Origin of the sequence: Micromonospora inyonensis (genome assembly GCF_900091415.1) — a bacterium.
GTDB classification, from domain to species: Bacteria; Actinomycetota; Actinomycetes; order Mycobacteriales; family Micromonosporaceae; genus Micromonospora; species Micromonospora inyonensis.
Map to the genome: position 1 here is coordinate 1,462,860 of NZ_FMHU01000001.1, position 20,012 is coordinate 1,482,871.

Genomic DNA, 20,012 nt, shown 5'->3' on the forward strand with positions numbered 1-20,012 from the left:
GCGTCCGAACTGGTCCGCCGGGCGCGGCTCGGGCAGACGTTGACTAAGGTCTTGGTCGTGTGCGGGCCCGTGCCCGGCCATCTCGTACCCCTTGGGAGGCTCGATGAGCGGCGGGCTCTACCGCAGCGCGAACGCCGGCTGGGGGGACGACCGCCGGCCGGACGATGCCACGTACATCTCCGCCGAGCCGCTGAACCAGCCCGCGCTGGAGTCGACCGCCCCGCCGGCCGAGCAGGTCGGCGAGACCAGTGCCGCGACGAACAGCGCGGTGATGGCGATCGGCAGCCTGGTCAGCCGGGGCACGGGCTTCCTGCGCACGCTGGCGCTGACCGCCGCGCTCGGCGGCGCGCTGGTCGGTGACGCGTACACCACCGCGCAGATCCTCCCCCAGATGGTCTACGAGTTCCTGCTCGGCGGCATCCTGACCAGTGTCCTGATCCCGGTGCTGGTCCGCCGCCGCAAGTCCGACGCCGACGGCGGCCAGGCGTACGCCCAGCGGCTGCTCACCCTGGCCGTGCTCGCGCTCGGCGTCGCCGTGCTGCTGGCGTTGGTCTTCGCCGCACAGCTCGCCGCGCTCTACGGGGGCGACCAGTCGGGCGAGGGCTATCCGAAACTGGTCACCACGCTGTCGTATCTCATGCTGCCGATGATCTTCTTCAGCGGCCTGAGTGCGTTGATCAGCGCGGTGCTCAACACCCGGGGGCACTTCGCCGCCCCGATGTGGGCGCCGATCCTGAACAACCTGGTAGTGATCACCACCGCCGGGCTCTACATCGCCATCTTCGGCGCGGAGATCATCAAACCGAACGAGATGACCGGCGGCCGGATCCTGCTGATCGGCGGCGGCACCCTGCTCGGGGTGGTCATCCAGTCGTTGGGGCTGCTCCCGGCGCTCCGCAAGGTCGGCTTCCGGTGGAAGCTCCGGTTCGACTTCCGGGCTCTGGGCCTGGCCGAGCTGAGCCGGCTCGGTGCCTGGATGTTCTGCTACGTGACGGTCAGCCAGATCGGGCTGGTCGTCCTGTTCAACCTGCTCAACCGGGCCGGCGGCGGCAACAAGGCCGGTCCGCTGATCTACAACAACGTCTTCCTGCTGCTGATGATGGCGCACGGGATCATCGCCGTGTCGATCATCACGGCGCTGATGCCCCGGATGAGCGCCGCCGCCGCCGACGGCCGGTACGCCGACCTCGCCGCCGACCTGTCCCGGGCCACCCGGACCGTCTCGGCGGTGCTCGCCCCGATCGCGGTCTGCTACGCGGTGCTGGCCACCCCGCTGGCGAGGACCCTGTTCGGGTACGGCGCGTTCACCGACAAGAACGTCGAGGCCACCGCCCTGGTGTTGATGGTCGCCGCCGTCGCGCTGGTGCCGTTCGCGGTGAGCCAGCTCTTCACCTTCGCCTTCTACGCGCTGCCCGACACCCGCACCCCGGCTTTGATCAACATCCCGGTGGTCGCCCTCCGGATCGGGGTGCAGGTCGTCCTCTTCGCCGCGTTCTCGGCGAGCTTCGCCGCTGCCGGCATGATGATCGGCAACGCGGTGTCGTACCTGGCCGCCGCGATCGGCTCGGCCTGGCTGCTGCGGCCCCGGGTGGGGCGGATCGGACTCGGCGCGATCGTCCGTACCCTCGGCCGCGTCCTGGTCGCCGCCGCCGGTGCCGCGCTGGTCGGCGTGCTGGTGGTCTGGCTGCTGCCGGGCGACGACACGCCGAGCCGCCTGGAGGCGATCGTCCAGCTCGTGATCGGCGGAGCGGTCATCGCCGGCACGTACCTCGGGCTGGCCATGCTGCTGCGGATCGGCGAGATCACCGAGGTGGTCGGCATGGTCCGCCGCCGGCTCGGTCGGTGATCCCGAGCCTGTGGACAGTGCGTGACGGTGGATCACCACCTGGGGATGTACCTGTGGATAACTCAGCGAGCCGCCGCTCACCTACCGGTTCGGCCTGTGGATAACCAGCCGTACGGATGAGCATGGCCAGACGATCGGGGGGAACCCGGCGGCAGTCGACCTGCTCGGGTCGGTGTCGGCGGGCCCCTCCGGTCACCGCTTGCGGACAGCCTCTAGATTTGGCACGTACATGTACCAGCAACGTGGCTGACAACGGTCGTAACCGGACACGCCACCCGTAACCGGCAGCCTGTGCGGGTACGGCGGCAAGATGACATGTCGGGGAGACACGCAACCCAGGTAAGGTCGCTCTCGACGGGTACGGCCGCCGGCGGCGCTCCGCGTCGACGACACGAGCCGGTTCCTTGACGAGGCAGAGCGGAAAGCCACATGCCCAGCAGTTCGGGTCCATCGATCGACACGATCACCGAGGGAGGACGGGTGACCCAGGTCGGCGAGGGTCAGGAGGCGGAGGAAAGCGCTCCGTCCGTCATGACCTTCGGTGCTCCCACGGTCGGTGAGATCCTTGCCGAACGGTACGAACTGGTCGAGCACATCAACGACGACAGTGCGGGCCGGCAGGTCTGGCGCGGGGTCGACGTCATCCTGCGCCGCCCGGTCGCGGTCGTGCTGCGGCACCCCGGTGGCGACTCGGCCACCGAGATGCTCCAGGCCGCGGTCGCCGCCAGCCGGGTCATCCACCCCAACCTGGCCGGCGTCTACGACGCCATCGACGAGGCCGAGCGGGCGTACGTGGTCCGCGAGTGGGTGGACGGCCGGTCGCTGCGCGAACTGACCGCCGAGGGCCCGTTGGACCCGGCGCGGGCCACCAGCATCGGGCACTCCGTGGCCAGCGCCCTGGCCGCGGTGCACGCCACCGGCATGGTGCACGGCAACGTGCACCCGGGCACCGTGATGATCAGCGACGACGGCCGGGTGGTCCTCGCCGACGCGCGGACCGACGGCGCGGACAGCCAGGAGAGCGACCTCCGGGCGGTCGGTGGCGTCCTCTACTACGCGCTCACCGGGCACTGGCCGCACGGCGAGGCGCCGTTGCACGGCGCCACCGCCGGGCACGGCCGGGCCGTCATCCCGGACGCGGTCCGCGACGCGGGCGGCGGCCTCGCCGCCCCCCGGCAGGTCCGCGCGGGCGTGCCCGCGTACCTGGACGACCTGACCATGGACCTGCTCGACCGGCAGATTCCACCGCCCTCGTCGGACGTGCTCGCCGCCGAGCTGGGCCGGCTGGAGGTGCCCGCCGACGAGCAGTACCTCGAACAGGCCGGCCCGCTCCGGTTCACCGCCGACAACGAGGACGAGCGCACCCCGCTCTCCCCGGCCGGTGGCCGCAAGGTGGTCCTCGGTATCGCCGGCCTGCTCGTGGTCGCCCTGGTCGGCCTCCTCATCGGCGTCACCACCCTGCGGGGCGACGACGACCCGGGCGGTCAGGCCGCGAACCCGCCCGGCCCGGTGGCCAGCGACGACGCCCCGGCACCGGCACCGGCCGCCGTCCGGACCCTGAAGCTCGGCACCGACCAGGTCCGCGTGATCGACCCGGACAGCAAGGCCCGGGACGAGTTCGACGGCATCGAGAAGGTCGTCGACGGGGACCAGGACGAGGCGTGGCAGACCGACAGCTACTACAACGCCAAGTTCAGCAACCTCAAGGGCGGCATGGGGATCCTGATCGACCTCAAGCAGCCGCAGACGGTGAAGTCGGTGGAGGCGCTGCTGTCCAACCGGGGTGCCACCGGGAAGATCTACGTCGGCACCGCCGACCACCCGTCCACCTCGGCCGGCGACAAGGCCCTCGTCCAGGCGTTCAAGAGCAAGCAGATCGGCCCGACGCTGGAGAACCACGGCGCGAAGATGGTCTTCGACGGCTTCGAGGCCGACCAGAAGTACCAGTACCTCCTCTTCTGGGTCACCGACCTGCCGGAGATCGACGCGGGCAAGTTCAAGCTCATCGTCCAGGAGATCACGGTCCAGGTGCAGTGAACCGGCGCGCACGGCGATCCAACCACTCCGATCACGGGACGTGGCGATGACCGGGCGTGGCACGGGCGCGGGTGGTGTGCCGGTCGGTCCGCCACCCCTGCTCGCCGCCGACACCGTCGCCACCGACGCCGACCTGCTCGCCGCCCACGTCGCCGGGGACCGCGACGCCTTCACCGAGCTGTTCCGGCGACACCGCGACCGGCTCTGGGCAGTGGCGGTCCGCACCATCGGCGACCGGGAGGAGGCGGCCGACGCCCTCCAGGACGCGCTGCTCTCCGCGCACCGCGCAGCGGCCCGGTTCCGGGGCGACTCGGCGGTCACCACCTGGCTGCACCGGATCGTGGTCAACGCCTGCCTGGACCGGATGCGACGCCGGCAGGCCCACCCCACCGTCCCGCTGCCGGACGGCAACCGGTCCGACGACCCGGCGGCCACCGGCGGCGTCGAGCCGGCCGCCCCCGCCCCGGACCACGACACCGCGCTGGTGGTCCGGCAGGCCCTCGCGCAACTGCCCGTCGAACAGCGCGCCGCGCTGGTCCTGGTCGACGTGCAGGGCTACCCGGTGGCCGAGGTGGCCCGCATCCTCGACGTGGCCGAGGGCACGGTGAAGAGCCGGTGCGCCCGGGGCCGGGCGCGACTGGCCGTCCTGCTCGGGCATCTCCGCACCGGCGGTGACGGGCCGTCGGACCGTGCCGGTGCCTCCCGGTCGGCCCAGCCGGACGTGCCCGGCATCACCAGCGGGAACCCCGGAGCACCCGGGGACGTCGGATCAGGGCCGGGGCGGTCCCGGAAACCCACCGACCAGAGGGAGAACACGTGACGGCCGGGCGGTTCGGGGAGGTCGACCACGACCTGCTCGCCGACTACGTCGGTGGCGCGTTGGACGGCACATCCGACGAGACCACGGTCGCCCGACTGGTGGCGGAGGATCCGGCCTGGTCACGAGCACACGACGAACTGGCCGCCGCGATGGACCGGGTCGGCGCCGCTCTGGCCGCCTGGGGCGGGTCGACGCCCACCATGCCGGAGACGGTGGCCGACCGCCTCACCGCCGCGCTCGCCGGGGCCGGTCCGGCGGCACCGGCCACCGTGCCCGCCCAGGCGTCGCCGTCGCCGACCGTCGCCGTCAGCAGCACCTCCGGCGGCGGGTCGAGCCGAACGGTGGCCGTGGTCGGCGCGTCCCCACGTCCGGCCGGGCGTGGCCGGCGGCGCTGGCCCCGCCGGACGGCCCCGGTGCTGGTCGCCGCAGCGGCGATGGTCGCGGCCGGCTTCGGCGTCACCCAGTTCGTCGGGTCCGGGGTCGGGCAGCAGGAGGCGGGATCGGCCCGGGACACCGCGGTCGCGGGCAGCGCGCCGCGCGACGCGTTCCGGCTCACGACCGACCCCACCCGGACGGGCACCAGCTACACCCCGGACACGGTCGGCACGATGTCCGGCGGGCCGGGCGTGCTCTCCAACAACAGCCCCAGCTCCGCCGGGCAGCCCGACGGCGAGTCGGAGCCGCGCGTCCAGGCACCCGTCGCCGGCCTGGACCGGCTCACCGACCGTACGGCGCTCGACACCTGCCTCGGGGCTGTCGGCGCGGCACACGGGCGGGGGCGGATCACCGTGGACCGGGTCGAGTACGCGGCGTTCCAGGGCGCACCGGCGCTGGTGATCGGCCTCGTCGACGCCGAAGGCGATCGCTGGGTCGTGGTGACCGGGCCGGAGTGCGGGGTGCCGGGATCCGGCGCGGACACCCGCTACCGCGCGCAGGTAGGGTGAGGTCGCGGTCACCGGACGTCCGATCATCCACGTGACGTCACCCACCGGACGACCGGCCCGGGAATCCCCACTTCGTACGATGACGTTCTGCATGGCAGTTGCCGACGATGCCAGGCGTCGGCACTCGGATCGACATCGGTGCGCGCGCCGGTGCCGAACACACACACTCGGGAGACGGCAGTGGACGAGGTCCGCAACCTGATCATCATCGGCTCAGGACCCACCGGTTACACGGCCGCGGTCTACGCGGCGCGCGCCAACCTCAAGCCACTGGTCATCGAGGGCGTGCAGTCCGGTGGCGCGCTGATGACGACCACCGAGGTGGAGAACTTCCCCGGCTTCGCCGACGGCATCCTCGGCCCTGAGCTGATGGACAACATGCGCAAGCAGGCCGAGCGGTTCGGCGCGGAGTTCCTCACCGACGACGTGACCCGGGTGGAGCTGGTCGACACCGGCACGCCGGGTTCCGGTGCGACGAGCACCGTCTGGGTCGGCGAGACCGCGTACCGGGCCCGTGCCGTCATCCTGGCCACCGGCTCGGCGTGGCGGCCACTGGGCGTCCCCGGCGAGCAGGAGTACCTGGGCCACGGCGTGTCGTCCTGTGCCACCTGCGACGGCTTCTTCTTCCGCAACCAGCACATCGTGGTGGTCGGCGGCGGCGACTCCGCGATGGAGGAGGCGAGCTTCCTCACCCGGTTCGCCGAGTCGGTCACCATCGTGCACCGGCGCGACTCGTTCCGGGCCAGCAAGATCATGGCCGAGCGGGCGCTGAGCAACGAGAAGATCAAGGTCGAGTGGAACACCACCGTGGAGGAGATCCTCGGCGCGGACAACAAGGTGACCGGCGTCCGGTTGCGTAACGTGCACACCGGCGAGACGAAGGTGCTCGACGTCACCGGCGTGTTCATCGCGATCGGCCACGACCCGCGCAGTGAACTCTTCCGGGGGCAGGTCGACCTCGACGACGAGGGCTACGTCAAGGTCGAGGCGCCGAGCACCCGTACCAACATCCCCGGTGTGTTCGCCGCCGGAGACCTGGTCGACCACACCTACCGGCAGGCGATCACCGCCGCCGGCACCGGCTGTGCCGCCGCGCTCGACGCCGAGCGGTTCATCGCCACCCTGAGCTGACAACCCTGTAGACATCCCCGGAGGAGGGTCATAGTGGGTACAACGACGGCGGTCACCGACGCCAACTTCGCCACTGACGTACTGAAGTCCGACAAGCCGGTACTGGTGGACTTCTGGGCCGAGTGGTGCGTGCCGTGCCGCAAGGTCGCACCGCTGCTGGAGGAGATCGCCAACGAGATGGGCGACCAGGTTCGGATCGTCAAGCTTAACATCGACGAGAACCCCGAGACCGCCCGGGCCTACCGGGTGATGTCCGTGCCGACCCTCACCGTCTTCAAGAACGGCGAGCCGGTGCAGTCGATCGCCGGTGCCAAGCCAAAGGGCGAACTGGTCAAGCTGATCCAGGCCGCGCTCTGACCGACGCTGCTGTCCGGAGCCCCGTACCCGTCCCGGGTGCGGGGCTCCGCCCTTTCCCGGGCGGTGTGCCCGCCCCCGGGCCCGGCTGACGTACGCCGGGACCGCTTCCGTCAACCGGGAACGCGGCGTCGCCGGCCACGGTACGCTCCGTAAGCATCCTCGACGAAGAGAGCCCCTGCGTACGACCGCGGTGGGTGGCGAGAAGTCAGCAGCCGCTAAGGGGGTCGTCCGTGCGTCCGATCCGCCCCGGTGACCGGGGACCCGCCGTACGCGAGATCCGCCGGGTCCTGGCCGACCTCGACCTGCTCGCCCCGGCGGACGGGCGGACCGCCGACGCGTTCGACCCGCCCACCGAACGGGCCGTCCGGGCGTTCCAGCAGTCCCGTGGGCTGAGCGTGGACGGGCGTGTCGGCGCGGAGACCTGGCGGGCGTTGGACGCGGCCCGCTGGCGGCTCGGCGCCCGCACGCTCTACCACGCCGTGCCCGAGCCGATCACCGGCGAGGACGTGCGGTCGTTGCAGGAACGGCTGCTGGAGATGGGGTACGACGTCGGCCGCGCGGACGCCATCTACGGCGCGCGGACGGCTCGCGCACTGGCCCAGTTCCAGCGGGAGGTGGGGCTCACCCCGGACGGCTCCTGCGGCCCGCACACGCTGGACGCGCTGCGCCGGCTCGGCCGGAAGGTGGTGGGTGGTCGTCCGCAGTGGCTGCGGGAGTCCGACGCGATCCGCCAGTCCGGACCGACGCTGGTCGGCCGGACGGTGGTCATCGACCCCGGGCACGGGGGCACCGACCCCGGTGTCGTGGTGCAGGACGGGCCGCTGCGCTGGAACGAGGCGGACCTGGTGCACGATCTGGCCAGTCGGCTGGAGGGGCGGCTCGCCGCGGCGGGCGTACGGGTGCAGCTCACCCGGGGGCCGTCGCCGCGGCGGTGCCTGCCGGACACCGACCGGGCCGAGCTGGCGAACTCCCTCGGCGCGGACGTGTTCATCTCCCTGCACCTCGACGGTCACCGCAACCCGGACGCCGAGGGGGTGGCCACCTACCACTACGGGACGAACAACGGCGTCACCTCGGCCACCGGCGAACGGCTGGCCGGGCTGGTGCAACGGGAGATCGTCGCCCGGACCGGGCTGCGGGACTGCCGTACCCACGCCAAGGCCTGGGACCTGCTCCGGCTCACCCGGATGCCGGCGGTCCGCGTCGAGGTCGGCTACCTCACCTCGCCCGGGGACCGCCGCCGGCTGGTGGACCCCCGGTTCCGGGACCGGGTCGTCGAGGCGATCGTCGCCGCCGTGCAGCGGATGTACTTCCCGATCGAGCGGGACGTGCCGACCGGATCGATCGACGTCAGCGAGTTGCGCGCTGTGGTGGCCGCCGGCCGCGCTCCCCAGAGCTGACCGCCGAACCCGACGTGCCGGAGGCCCCCGCCTGCCGCGCGTCCGCCACGCCAGCCGCGCCCGTCCCGTGTCGGGGGCGTCAGCCGGTGGTGGTGCTGGTGGCTGGCCGCACCGGCCGGAGCAGGGTTTCCGGGCTCATCGAACCGAGCAGCTTCTCCAGGGCGTACTCGACGTCGGACTTCCAGGACAGCGCGGTGCGCAGCTCCAGCCGCAGGCGCGGATAGCGGGGGTGCGGCCGTACCGTCTTGAAGCCGACGGAGAGGAAGTAGTCGGCGGGGGCGACGCAGCCGCCGGAGGTCAGGTCGTCGACGTCGCCGAACTTCGCGTCCCCGAACGCCTCGATCGCCTTGATCCCACGCTTGGTGAGGTCCCGGGCGACCCCCTGCACCAGCATCCGGCCGAGCCCGCCCCCGGCAAAGGACGGCACCACGTGCGCGGTCATCAGCAGCGCGGCGTCGGCGGAGACCGGAGAGGTGGGGAAGGCCATCGAGCGGGGCACGTACGCCGGCGGGGCGAACATCACGAACCCGGCCGGCATGCCGTCGACGTAGACGAGCTTGCCGCAGGAGCCCCACTCCAGCAGGGTCTGCGAGACCCACGCCTCCTTCTCCAGACCCGGGTCGCCGGCGGCACACGCACGGTCGGCAGAGACCGGATCAAGTTCCCAGAAGACGCACTGCCGGCACGGGCGGGGCAGGTCTTCCAGGGTGTCGAGGGTCAGGCTGACCAGACGTCGCGACATTGGCGCATCCCCACAATAGGCTTGGAGGTGACGACACCGCGAGCACGCCGCCGCGTTTGTCCCCGACGAGCGATCGTACGCCGCAACCCGCCGCAGTGGGGAGGGGACGCGCGAACACCACCCGGGGGAGGGTCGGCGCCCCGGTCCGGGATGTGGACGCTTGCTCACGTTCCATCCCGATCACGACCAGCACGGACTACGATCGACCAACCGGTGTCCCGCGTCGCCACGGGCCGTCCGTCCGGCGCCGGACAGGGTGTCGCCGCGGCGGTCCGCAGCCGGGGCGGGATCCACCCGAGGAGCCGATGGGGTGATGTCATGACCGGCACGACGCTCGACGACTACACCGACCGGTACGCGCGGCGCGTGCGGGGCATGACCGCGTCGGAGATCCGCGCGCTCTTCGCCGTCGCCAGCCGTCCGGAGGTGGTGTCGCTCGCCGGGGGCGCACCGTACATCGCCGCACTGCCGCTCGACGCGGTGGGCGAGATGCTCGGCCAGCTCGGGGCCGAGCACGGGACCACCACCCTCCAGTACGGCATCGGGCAGGGCCTGCCGGAGCTGCGCGAGCGGATCTGCGAGGTGATGGCCCTCTCCGGCATCGACGCCTCGTGCGGAGCGTCACCGGAGGACGTGGTGGTGACCGTCGGCGGGCAGCAGGCCCTCGACCTGGTCGCCCGGCTCTTCCTCGACCCCGGTGACGTGGTGCTCGCCGAGGGGCCCACCTACGTCGGCGCGCTCGGTGTCTTCCAGGCCGCCCAGGCCCAGGTCGTGCACGTCCCGATGGACGACGAGGGGCTGATCCCGGAGGCGCTGGAGGCGGCCGTCGCCGACTGCGCCCGCGCCGGCCAGCGGGTCAAGTTCCTCTACACCATCCCCACCTACCAGAACCCGGCCGGCGTGACGCTCAGCGAGGAGCGGCGGGAACGGGTACTCGACATCTGCGAGCGGGCCGGTCTCCTGGTGGTCGAGGACGACCCGTACGGACAGCTCGGCTTCGAGTCGGAGGCCCCCGCACCGCTGCGCGCCCGCCGCCGCGACGGCGTCTTCTACCTCAGCACGTTCTCCAAGACCTTCGCCCCCGGGCTGCGGGTCGGCTGGATCCTCGCCCCGCACGCGGTCCGCGACAAGCTGGTCATCGCCAGCGAGGCGCAGATCCTCTGTCCCAGCGGGTACGCCCAGGCCGCCGTCTCCGCCTACCTGCGCACGATGCCCTGGCAGGAGCAGCTCAAGGTCTACCGGGAGGTCTACCGGGAGCGCCGGGACGCCATGCTCACCGCCCTGGCCGACCTGATGCCGGCCGGCACCACCTGGACCCGGCCGGCCGGGGGTCTCTTCGTCTGGGCGACCCTGCCCGAAGGGCTCGACTCCAAGGCGATGATGCCCAGGGCGATCGCCGCCCGGGTGGCGTACGTGCCCGGCACCGGCTTCTACGCCGACGGCTCCGGCAGCAGCCACATGCGGCTCAACTTCTCGTTCCCCGCCCCGGAGCGGATCCGGGAGGGCGTCCGACGGCTGGCCGGCGTCATGGAGCAGGACATCGCCATGCGGCGGGTCTTCGGCCAGGTCAGCCAGCCGGGACGACGCGGGCAGGCCGGTGCGGACACACCCGGCCCCGACTTGGCATGATCTCGGCATGTCTGCCAGCCTGACCGACCACTCCGGTTCCACCAGCTCCCCGTCGCCCGACCCGGCCGTCGGGGAGCTGCGGGTCCTCGTCCTCGCCGGCGGCCTGTCGTACGAACGCGAGGTCTCGCTGAAGTCCGGCCGTCGAGTGCTCGACGCGCTCCGCGCGGCCGGGGTGGAGGCGGACCTCCGGGACGCCGACGTGGCCCTGCTGCCCGCGCTGGCGGCCGACCCTCCGGACGCGGTGGTGATCGCACTGCACGGCGCGACCGGTGAGGACGGGTCGCTCCGGGGCGTACTGGACCTCTGCGGGATCCCGTACGTCGGCTGCGACGCCCGATCCGCCCGCCTGGCGTGGGACAAGCCCTCCGCCAAGACGGTGCTCCGCGAGGCGGGCATACCGACTCCCGACTGGGTGGCCCTGCCGCACGACCGTTTCTCGGAGTTGGGCGCGGTGGCGGTACTGGACCGGATCGTCGACCGGATCGGGCTGCCGGTGATGGTGAAGCCGGCTCAGGGCGGCTCCGGGCTGGGTGCCGCCGTCGTCCGGGACGCCGCCGCGCTGCCCGCCGCGATGGTGGGCTGTTTCGCGTACGACTCGACCGCTCTGGTCGAGCGATACGTCCCCGGGATGGACGTGGCGGTCACCGTGATCGACCTCGGGGAAGGCCCCCGGGCACTGCCGGCAGTGGAGATCGTGCCGCGCAACGGCGTCTACGACTACGCCGCCCGCTACACCGCCGGGCGGACGACCTGGCACGCCCCGGCACGGCTGGCGGACGACGTGGCCGCCCGGGTGGCCGAGGTGGCCGTCGCCGCGCACACCGCCCTCGGGCTGCGGGACGTCTCCCGGGTCGACCTCATCGTGGACGAACCGGGGCACCCGCACGTCCTGGAGGTGAACGTCTCGCCGGGCATGACCGAGACCTCGCTGCTGCCGCTGGCGGTCCAGGCTGCCGGGCTCGACTTCGGGCGCGTGCTCGAATCACTGGTGGTGCAGGCCGCCGCCCGCCGCCCGTAGCAGCCCAGCTTCAGTACCACTGCATCAGGGCCGGACGGTCTCCCGTCCGGCCCTGATGTTCGTCTCCGGCCGGGTCAGGCCGCCCCCAGTCGATCCGCCTCGTCGACGTGGGCCGGGGCCGCCGTAGCGGGTCGGTCCGGGTCGGTCCGGGGGGCCGGAATCCGAGCGGCTGCGTCGTCGGTCTCGTCGGCTGCCTCGATCACCGAACCGCCCTCGGTCTCCGTCCGTTCCTCCTCCACGCGGAAGGAGTCGCTGAAACTCGCCGGAGCCTGCCACTGGATCCGGGACGGCTCGGTCATCGGTCGCCCACCGAACTCTCCGAGCCAGGCCGCCACCAGGGCCAGGTTCTCCCGCCACTGCTCCTCGGAGATCGGTGGAAGGATCGAGCCCCACAGGGAGAGGAACGTCCCGCGCAGTTGCAGCCGGCCGTACGGGCGGGCCAGGAACCACAGGTGAAAGTGCGACGACCCGTCACCCCACCGGTTGACGTGCACCCGGGCCACCCCGTCCAACGACCGGATCGCCCGCTCCAGACGCACCGTCATCACGCCCAGTTCGGCCGCGAGCAGGTTCGGCAGGTCCCCCAGGTCGAGGTGGGAACGGGACTCCAGGATCAACACCATCGGCAGACCCGTCGGCCGGTCCATCGCCCGGACCCGCCAGCGTTCCCCCACCCAGATGTACGCCTCGTCCGGCGCACTGCAGGCCGTGCACTCCCGGTCCCCCTCGCCCCTGCGGGAAGGCTCGACCGGGACCGGATCGTCGAGCTGCTTGACGCGGAGGTCGCCCTCGAAGGGGAAGGAGGGCCATTGGGTGAAGTCCGGGACCGCAGGAGGCGTGTGGGGCACGAGGCTGACCCTAACCGAGTCGGCGACCCCTGTCCTTACCCGAATCCGTGGTCCTGTCGGCACTGGTCGTCAGGGATCGCGTACGTCGATCACCGCCCCCTCAGGCCCGCCCTCCCCGGTCACGGAACGCGACTTCCCGGCGCGACCTGACCGCCGACCTCCTGGCGACTGAGTCGCGCATCACACCCGTCATCCACAGGCTCGGACGCCGTTCCACGCGCGGTTTCACGTGAAACGGCACTACCTGTGGATAACTTCTGTGGATAACTACGACGCCTCGGGTGGGTTGTGGACGACCACGCACCGCTTCGGCAGCCGCCGCCCGCTCCGTCGCGCCCTGCCCGAATCGCCATTGCCGGCTCCGGCAGGTGCCGTGCTCGGCTGCTGCCGCGTTTCACGTGAAACGGCGGGCGGCGGGCGGCGGGCGGCGGGCGGCGGGCGGCGGGCGGCGGGCGGCGGGCGGCGGGCGGCGGGCGGCGGGCGGCGGGCGGCGGGCGGCGACGAAATATAGAACGACCGCGAGCCGGGTCGGGTTCCGGGTCGCGGTCGATTCCTGGCGCGGAGGCGGTACGCCTCCCGGGTCGTTCGTCGAGGGGTCAGGCTTCCGGTTCCTCCTGCCCGACACCGATGAGCCCGACGATCCGTTCCAGGTCGTCCACCGTCGCGAACTCAATCGTGATCTTGCCCTTGTTCCGGCCGATGTCCACCTTCACCCGGGTGTCGAACCGGTCGGAGAGTCGGTCGGCGAGATCCGTGAGGGCGGGTGCGTGCGGCTTGGGTCGCCGCCGGGCGGCCGGCGCCCTCGTCGTACCCTCCTCGCTCAGTGCGAGGGAGACAATCTCCTCGGTCGCCCGCACCGAGAGGCCCTCGGCCACGATGCGGAGCGCGAGCTCCTCCTGGGCCTCGGCCTCGTCGAGGCTCAGGAGGGCGCGCGCATGCCCGGCGGAGAGCACCCCGGCTGCGACCCGGCGCTGCACCTGGGGCGGCAGGTTGAGCAGCCGGATGGTGTTCGAGATCTGTGGACGGCTCCGCCCGATGCGGCGGGCCAGTTCTTCGTGGGTGGCCCCGAACTCCTCCAGCAGCTGCTGGTACGCGGCCGCCTCTTCGAGCGGGTTCAGGTTGGCCCGGTGGATGTTCTCCAGCAGCGCGTCCCGGAGCATCGCGTCGTCCCGGGTGTCCCGGACGATCGCCGGGATGTTCTCCCGGCCCACCGCCTGGGCGGCCCGCCACCGCCGCTCGCCCATCACCAGCTCGTACTTCTCGCCGTCGAGCTGGCGCACCACGATGGGCTGAAGGAAGCCGACCTGCTCGATAGAGGTTTTCAGCTCCTCCAGCGCCTCCTCGTCGAAGACCTGTCGGGGCTGTTTCGGGTTGGGGAGGATCGCGTCGACCGGAATCTCCGCGAACCGTGCCCCGGGAACCGGGGAGAGGGGCACTGCCGTTGGTGCCACCTCCAGTGCCGGGCCGGGGGCCGGTGGGGTCCCGGTCGGCGCGGCCGTGCCGCTGGCAGTGTCGACCTCCGGGGAGGGCGGCGGTGTCGTGGTCTCCAGCGTCTCCACGGGACCGGTGGGGATGAGCGCCCCCAGCCCTCGACCCAGTCCGCCACGCGGCCGGTTCTTCATGCGACGCCTCCCAGCGACTTGCCCGCACTACCCATTCCGACTCACCGGCTCCTTGACCCCACGCTCGGCGATCTCCTGCGCGGCTGCGAAGTAACTGGTGGCACCTCGTGAACCGGGATCGTAGGTCATCACCGACTGGCCGTAACTCGGGGCCTCGGAGACCCGTACGTTCCGGGGAATGACCGCTTGGAGCACCTTGTCGCCGAAGTGGTTCCGGACGTCCTGCTCGACCGCGTCCGCCAGCCGGGTACGCCGGTCGTACATGGTGAGCAGGATCGTGGAGACCTCCAGCATCGGGTTCAGGTGCTTACGGACCAGGTTGATGTTGTTGATGAGCTGGTTCAGCCCCTCCAGCGCGTAGTACTCGCACTGGATCGGAATGAGCACCTCCTGCGCGGCGACCAACGCGTTCACCGTGAGCAGGCCGAGCGACGGCGGGCAGTCGATGAAGACGTAGTCGAAGTGCCCCGGGTAGGCGGCGATGGCACGGGACAGCCTCGACTCCCGGGCCACCACCGACACCAGCTCGATCTCGGCACCCGCGAGGTCGATGGTGGCTGGCACGCACCACAGGTTCGGGATGCCCTCCACCCCCTGGGCGACCTCTTCCAGGGGCACGCTGTCGATCAGGCAGTCGTAGACGTCCGGCACCCCGGTGTGGTGCGGGACGTTCAGCCCGGTCGAGGCGTTGCCCTGCGGGTCCAGGTCGACCACGAGGACCCGGTTCCCATGCAGGGCGAGTGCCACCGCCAGGTTCACCGTGGTCGTGGTCTTCCCCACGCCACCCTTCTGGTTCGCGACGCACATGATCCGGGTCCGCTCGGGGCGCGGCATGGTGACCTCGCCACTGGGATTCAGGATCTGCACGGCGCGCATAGCCTCCATAGCCAACGGTGGGTCATCCTCTTCGAGCGTCGGAGTTTCACGTGAAACGTACGCGTCGCCGACCGCTTCCCCGTACGGAGAACGGGCCGACGACCTGGGCGTGTCGATGGTGCCAACTGGCGGCCCGGAAACCGCCGCCGGAGCGGGTTGCTGCGGTACGACAGGTATGGGAGCGGAATCGGGAGGGATGACGGCTTCCACGACCCGACGAACCGGTTCGTCGACTGTCGCGGCGTCGGTTCGGCCCCCCCGGGTACGCCTGCCTTCCGGCCGGCGCGGCGCGGGTCGATGGTCGGCTGTGGACCGCCCACCGCCGCGGGTGGAGTCGGACCGTCCGCCGTGGACCGTTCTGTCCCGGGATGGAACCGGAGAGCGGTCCACCGGATCGTCGGCGTACCGGTCGGAGACCGGCCAGGTCACTGGCTCGGTTTCACGTGAAACAGGGGCGGCCGTGGCGGGATCAGCCCGTCGTCCGGTTCCGCCGGGATCGTCGTACCTGCCGTCGTCATGCACCTGTCATCCCTGCCCGCTTCGGATGGTCGGTCCGCACACCGTCGCTGCCGCACGTGCCCGCTCCACGAAGCGTACGGCCCGGCGGGGGCGGCCGGGACCCGTGACACCGGCGCCGTCGTCCGCCCCACACTATCGACGCGCGGCCAGCCTACGGCGGACAGGCACACAAGGTCCATGCCGAGGATCTCAGCGGTCGAAGGTCTCGCACAGGTTCAACGATCCGACGCGGGCCCCGACTCCGACCGGACGAGAACGTCCCGGCACTCCGGCTAGACCCGGCGACCCCACCGGCACCCATACGCCGGCAGGAGCCACCGACATCAACGTCCCCGTGACCGCCCACCCCGGCGTTTCGCCCGACGTGGTCCGCGTGCCGGGCCGACCACACGTTCCCGCACGATCTCCACCACGGTCGTCGGCGGGTCGATCACGTCGACACCGCACCGGTACACGGTCGGCTCACCACCGCCGAGCCGCTCCACCGTCGCCGCGTGCTCGGCGATCTCGTCGGCAACGGAGGAACCCTTCAGCGCGACGAGCCGTCCACCTCGGACGGTCAACGGCAGGCACCAGGAGGCCAACCGGTCGAGGGGGGCCACCGCCCGTGCGGTGACCACGTCGGCGCTGAGCGGGTCGCCACCACCGGGGCCGGCGGCGGCCTCCTCGGCCCGGCCCCGGAACACCCGGACCGTTCGGGTCAGTCCGAGCCCCTGGACCGCTTCGATCAGGAAGGCGGTCCGGCGGGCGAGCGGTTCGACCAGCGTCAGGTGCAGATCCGGGCGGGCGATGGCGAGCACCAGACCGGGCAGCCCCGCGCCGGAACCGACGTCGATGACCGTCGCGCCGTCGGGAATCCGCTCCGCCACCGCCGCACAGTTGAGCAGATGCCGGTCCCATATCCGGGGGGCCTCCCGAGGGCCGATCAGGCCGCGCACCACGCCGTCGGTGGCGAGCAGTTCGGCGTACGCGGCGGCCAGGTCGAGCCGATCGCCGAAGAGGGTCCGTGCCGCCTCCGCCAACTCCGGAGGGAGCGCCGCGTCCTGGGCGGAGGGGAGGGTGGATGGGTCGACAGGCGACGGCCCGGGTGGCGTACCACCCGGGCCGGAAACGCCAGCCGTGGCGTCGTAGGTCACCCGTTCAGTCCGCCGGCCGGACGACGATACGCCGGTTGGGCTCGACGCCCTCGGACTCGCTCTCCACACCGGCCATCGCGTTCACCACGTCGTGCACGCACTTACGCTCGAACGCGGACATCGGCTCCAGGCGGACCGGCTCGCCGTACTCCTTGACCTTCTCCACCGCGTTCTTGGCGACGGCGGCCAGTTCCTTGCGGCGGTTGGCCCGGTAGCCGCCGACGTCCAGCAGCAGCCGGCTGGGCGTACCGGTCTGCCGGAACACCGCCAGCCGGGCCAGCTCCTGGAGCGCCTCCAGGGTCGCGCCGCGCTGGCCGACCAGGTTCTGCAGACGGGCACCGACCACCTCGACGACCGGCCGGCCACCCGACACCAGCTCGTCGATGTCCCCGTCGTAGTCGAGGATGTCGAGCAGACCCTCGACGTAGTCCGCCGCGATCTCGCTCTGCCGGAACAGGTCGCTCTCCGCCGGGGCCTTCTTCCCACGCTCCTCGGCCTCGGTCTCCTCGGTCCCGGTCTTCGCGATCGGAGCAGCGTCCTCGTCCGGGGACTGGTCAGCGCGGGGGATGCTGGTGTCGGTCACGGTTCATCTCCGTACTTCGTTCGGCCGGACCGTCGGGTCCGATGGTTTCCCGGCGGTGGCGGGAGGTCTCGCCGGTGCCACCGGGCACGTCTGTACGGGCAGTGTCGCCCGTGACCGCGCGGTCGCGCGGCGGATCCGCCCGGCATCGGCCGTCAGCCGGTGGTACGGATCCGGCCGCCGCCGGGCGGGCCCGGCGGCGGCGCGTGGATCGGTCAGCCCTGCCGCTTGGCGGGCCGGTTCTTCTTCGGGTTGGCCGGCTTGGCGCCCGGCTTCGGGCCGACGACCTTGGGGGCGGCGGGCTTCACCGGGGCCGGCGCGGGCTTGACCCGGCCCAGGAGGCCGCCGGCCTTGGCCGGCGGCGCCGTGGTGCGGCCGCTGGTGCCCGCCTTGGCGGTCATGCTCGGCGGCGGCGGGTACTTGCGGAGCACCCACTGCTGCTGGCCGAGGGTGAAGAGGTTGTTGGTGACCCAGTAGATGATCACACCGATCGGGAAGATCGCGCCGGAGATCAGCAGCGACAACGGGATGCCGTAGAGCATGAGTCGCTGGATCATCCGCTGCTGCGGGTCCTCCGCCCAGCCGGTCTTGAGGATCATCTGACGGCTGGTCAGGTAGGTCGTGCCCATCATCACCAGGACCAGGACGCCGGCGATCACCTTGACGGTGGTGCCGTTCGCGCCGAGCCGGGACAACTCCTCGGCGGTCGAGCCGAACTTGCCGGCGATCGGCGCGGTGAAGATCGATGCTGCGGAGGCGCTCTCGAACTGGTCGACCGTCCAGCCGTACAGGGTCTTCTTGTCTTCGGTCTTGAACGGGTCGAGGCGGCGGAGCACGTGGAAGAGGCCGAGGAAGACGGGGATCTGGAGGAACATCGGAAGGCAGCCCATGAGCGGGTTGGCCTTTTCCTTCCGATAGAGCTCCATCATCTCCTTCTGGAGCGTCTCCCGGTCACCCTTGTGCTTCTCCTGGAGCGCCTTGACCTGCGGCTGCAACGCCTGCATGGCCCGCTGCGACTTGATCTGCTTGACGAAGACCGGGAAGAGGATCACCCGGACGGTGACCACCAGGAAGACGATGGCCAGGATCCAGGCCCAGTTCGTCCCCGCGACCGCGCCGTCCGGCACCCCGATGGCGTCCCACGCCGAGTGCCAGGCCAGCAGGATCCACGAGATCGCGTAGTAGACCCAGTCGAGACTCAATTCTCAGGCTCCAGTCTCATCGGCGCGGCGGCCACCCGGCGGCGGCACCGGGTCATACCCACCGGGGTGGAAAGGGTGGCAGCGCGAAAGCCGCCGGATCGTCAGGACGGTTCCCCGGAACGCGCCGTGCCGGGTGACGGCCTCCAGACCGTACGCACTGCACGACGGGTGGAACCGACAGCGGGCCGGCAGTGCCGGGCTTATCCAACGACGGTACGCGATGATGGGCCCGACCAGCATCCGGGCACCGAGTGTCGAGGGCCGGGGCGTGGCGGATCCGCTGTTCACCGGGACCGCCGGCTCCGGGGCATCCGCGCCGAGGCGACGGCCGCGTCCAGGTCGGCACCGAGCCGGGCGTAACTCGCCCCCGCCGCTGCGGGAAGTGCGCGTACCACGAGTGTGCTGCCCTCCGGCAGCGCGGCGAGCCGCTCCCGGACCAGATGCCGCAACTGACGGCGGACCCGGTTGCGGACCACCGCCGGCCCGACCGCCTTGGACACGACGAAGCCGGCGCGGGTCGGTGCGGAGGATTCCTCCGAACCGACTGCCCGCGCCGGCTCCGGCGAAGACGGTGCCCCGGGCCTTGGTGTCGGTGGCAGAGCCAGGTGGACGACGACGGCACCACGGCCGGCGCGACGCCCACCACGGATCGCTGCGGCGAAATCGGTGCTGCGCCGCAGTCGCTGCGCGGCTGCCAGCACGACTGCCTACGTCCTCCGAACGGGCCCGGCCGACGTCAGGCCGACAGGCGGGCGCGGCCCTTGGCGCGACGGGTCGAGATGATGGCGCGGCCGGCGCGGGTACGCATGCGCAGCCGGAAGCCGTGGGTCTTCGCGCGCCGGCGGTTGTTCGGCTGGAAGGTGCGCTTGCTCACGTCAGGCTCTCCGTTTTCCGTACGCCCCGCGCGGGGGATCGCTCGGGGTGTGTGGTGGTCCAGGCCGGTTGGTGGCCTACGATCGGCGCTGCCCGACGATCCGGCACCTCGACGATGCGGGCACCACGACCGCGGACAGCAGGCACCCATCACCCTAGCAGAGGGCGACAGAGCAGCTATTCCACCCTACGCAGGGCGGCAATGACCGTCAAACAGCCCCGTTGCACCACGCAGCACCCGTGGCCGGGGGCGTCGGGCGACGCGACGCGCCCGGGTCGAAGCGGTGGTTTTCGCTGATGCCGCCAAGGGGCACCCGCCCGGCCGGTTGAAGCGGCGCGGACAACGCTGTTAGCGTGCGCGCTTGCGGTCAGCGTCGGAGATCGGGTTCGGGATCCGGTGCCGCTGACAGGCAAGACCGGACCGGGCGGTGG

The 20,012-nt window shown here is 71.8% G+C and carries 18 protein-coding genes and 1 pseudogene; 9 read left to right on the forward strand and 10 right to left on the reverse strand.

What is annotated here, in order from left to right; genetic code table 11:
* Positions 1–103: 103 nt before the first annotated feature.
* The 7 genes from murJ to GA0074694_RS06700 all read left to right on the forward strand — a co-directional run bounded on the left by murJ (position 104) and on the right by GA0074694_RS06700 (position 8,535).
* A complete protein-coding gene (murJ, locus tag GA0074694_RS06670) occupies positions 104–1,846 on the forward strand; it encodes a murein biosynthesis integral membrane protein MurJ (protein WP_091454036.1) in 1,743 nt (580 codons plus the stop codon).
* 429 nt (positions 1,847–2,275) lie between these two features.
* A complete protein-coding gene (locus GA0074694_RS06675; RefSeq protein ID WP_091454044.1) occupies positions 2,276–3,883 on the forward strand; it encodes a protein kinase family protein in 1,608 nt (535 codons plus the stop codon).
* A gap of 46 nt (positions 3,884–3,929) precedes the next feature.
* Complete coding sequence (gene sigM, locus GA0074694_RS06680) at positions 3,930–4,703, forward strand: RNA polymerase sigma factor SigM (RefSeq protein ID WP_091454046.1); 774 nt, start codon at positions 3,930–3,932, stop codon at positions 4,701–4,703.
* Positions 4,700–5,647: a hypothetical protein gene (locus GA0074694_RS06685; protein ID WP_091454049.1), complete on the forward strand. Its 948-nt coding sequence runs from the start codon at positions 4,700–4,702 to the stop codon at positions 5,645–5,647. Before sigM ends, GA0074694_RS06685 begins: the two co-directional genes overlap by 4 nt.
* 180 nt (positions 5,648–5,827) lie before the next feature.
* Entirely contained in the window at positions 5,828–6,778 is a 951-nt protein-coding gene (gene trxB, locus GA0074694_RS06690; RefSeq protein ID WP_091454052.1) for a thioredoxin-disulfide reductase, read from the forward strand.
* A gap of 33 nt (positions 6,779–6,811) precedes the next feature.
* Positions 6,812–7,135 (forward strand): thioredoxin, encoded by a 324-nt coding sequence (gene trxA / locus GA0074694_RS06695; RefSeq protein WP_091454056.1) that lies wholly within the window; start codon positions 6,812–6,814, stop codon positions 7,133–7,135.
* 230 nt (positions 7,136–7,365) lie between these two features.
* Positions 7,366–8,535 (forward strand): N-acetylmuramoyl-L-alanine amidase, encoded by a 1,170-nt coding sequence (locus GA0074694_RS06700; protein ID WP_091454059.1) that lies wholly within the window; start codon positions 7,366–7,368, stop codon positions 8,533–8,535.
* A gap of 79 nt (positions 8,536–8,614) precedes the next feature.
* Here GA0074694_RS06700 and GA0074694_RS06705 read toward each other — a convergent pair whose 3' ends face one another.
* Positions 8,615–9,277: a GNAT family N-acetyltransferase gene (locus GA0074694_RS06705; RefSeq protein ID WP_091454060.1), complete on the reverse strand. Its 663-nt coding sequence runs from the start codon at positions 9,275–9,277 to the stop codon at positions 8,615–8,617.
* Positions 9,278–9,595: 318 nt separating this feature from the next.
* Between GA0074694_RS06705 and GA0074694_RS06710 the strand changes: the two genes are divergently transcribed.
* Both GA0074694_RS06710 and GA0074694_RS06715 read left to right on the forward strand, forming a co-directional pair.
* Positions 9,596–10,906, forward strand: coding sequence for an aminotransferase-like domain-containing protein (locus GA0074694_RS06710; RefSeq protein WP_091454062.1), 1,311 nt, complete (start codon positions 9,596–9,598; stop codon positions 10,904–10,906).
* Positions 10,907–10,913: 7 nt separating this feature from the next.
* Positions 10,914–11,924, forward strand: coding sequence for a D-alanine--D-alanine ligase family protein (locus GA0074694_RS06715; RefSeq protein ID WP_091454063.1), 1,011 nt, complete (start codon positions 10,914–10,916; stop codon positions 11,922–11,924).
* Between the two features lie 254 nt (positions 11,925–12,178).
* On the opposite strand, the pseudogene GA0074694_RS06720 reads toward GA0074694_RS06715, so the two are convergent.
* The 9 genes and pseudogenes from GA0074694_RS06720 to rpmH all read right to left on the reverse strand — a co-directional run.
* Positions 12,179–12,772, reverse strand: a pseudogene (locus GA0074694_RS06720) (hypothetical protein); the annotation flags it as partial.
* A gap of 596 nt (positions 12,773–13,368) precedes the next feature.
* Positions 13,369–14,394 (reverse strand): ParB/RepB/Spo0J family partition protein, encoded by a 1,026-nt coding sequence (locus GA0074694_RS06730; RefSeq protein WP_091454066.1) that lies wholly within the window; start codon positions 14,392–14,394, stop codon positions 13,369–13,371.
* 27 nt (positions 14,395–14,421) lie between these two features.
* Positions 14,422–15,480, reverse strand: a complete 1,059-nt coding sequence (locus GA0074694_RS33555; protein ID WP_425413581.1) for a ParA family protein — start codon at positions 15,478–15,480, stop codon at positions 14,422–14,424.
* Positions 15,481–16,112: 632 nt separating this feature from the next.
* Positions 16,113–16,811: a 16S rRNA (guanine(527)-N(7))-methyltransferase RsmG gene (rsmG, locus tag GA0074694_RS06740; RefSeq protein ID WP_245714721.1), complete on the reverse strand. Its 699-nt coding sequence runs from the start codon at positions 16,809–16,811 to the stop codon at positions 16,113–16,115.
* A 118-nt stretch (positions 16,812–16,929) separates the two neighbouring features.
* Complete coding sequence (locus GA0074694_RS06745) at positions 16,930–17,508, reverse strand: Jag family protein (RefSeq protein WP_091454073.1); 579 nt, start codon at positions 17,506–17,508, stop codon at positions 16,930–16,932.
* 212 nt (positions 17,509–17,720) lie between these two features.
* On the reverse strand, positions 17,721–18,707 hold the full coding sequence (gene yidC, locus GA0074694_RS06750; protein WP_091454075.1) for a membrane protein insertase YidC: 987 nt from the start codon (positions 18,705–18,707) through the stop codon (positions 17,721–17,723).
* Between the two features lie 3 nt (positions 18,708–18,710).
* A complete protein-coding gene (gene yidD / locus GA0074694_RS06755; protein ID WP_218105646.1) occupies positions 18,711–18,947 on the reverse strand; it encodes a membrane protein insertion efficiency factor YidD in 237 nt (78 codons plus the stop codon).
* 44 nt (positions 18,948–18,991) lie between these two features.
* Complete coding sequence (rnpA, locus tag GA0074694_RS06760; RefSeq protein ID WP_091454084.1) at positions 18,992–19,408, reverse strand: ribonuclease P protein component; 417 nt, start codon at positions 19,406–19,408, stop codon at positions 18,992–18,994.
* A 35-nt stretch (positions 19,409–19,443) separates the two neighbouring features.
* Complete coding sequence (gene rpmH / locus GA0074694_RS06765; protein ID WP_091454096.1) at positions 19,444–19,581, reverse strand: 50S ribosomal protein L34; 138 nt, start codon at positions 19,579–19,581, stop codon at positions 19,444–19,446.
* Positions 19,582–20,012: the final 431 nt, after the last annotated feature.

What these genes read in the sequence shown, in the direction of transcription:
- GA0074694_RS06675 (WP_091454044.1), top strand. Translation starts at nt 2,276, where the DNA reads ATGCCCAGCAGTTCGGGTCCATCGATCGACACGATCACCGAGGGAGGA.
- GA0074694_RS06705 (WP_091454060.1), bottom strand. Translation starts at nt 9,277, where the DNA reads ATGTCGCGACGTCTGGTCAGCCTGACCCTCGACACCCTGGAAGACCTG.
- GA0074694_RS06710 (WP_091454062.1), top strand. Translation starts at nt 9,596, where the DNA reads ATGACCGGCACGACGCTCGACGACTACACCGACCGGTACGCGCGGCGC.
- GA0074694_RS06715 (WP_091454063.1), top strand. Translation starts at nt 10,914, where the DNA reads ATGTCTGCCAGCCTGACCGACCACTCCGGTTCCACCAGCTCCCCGTCG.
- yidD (WP_218105646.1), bottom strand. Translation starts at nt 18,947, where the DNA reads ATGCTGGTCGGGCCCATCATCGCGTACCGTCGTTGGATAAGCCCGGCA.
- sigM (WP_091454046.1), top strand. Translation starts at nt 3,930, where the DNA reads ATGACCGGGCGTGGCACGGGCGCGGGTGGTGTGCCGGTCGGTCCGCCA.
- murJ (WP_091454036.1), top strand. Translation starts at nt 104, where the DNA reads ATGAGCGGCGGGCTCTACCGCAGCGCGAACGCCGGCTGGGGGGACGAC.
- GA0074694_RS06730 (WP_091454066.1), bottom strand. Translation starts at nt 14,394, where the DNA reads ATGAAGAACCGGCCGCGTGGCGGACTGGGTCGAGGGCTGGGGGCGCTC.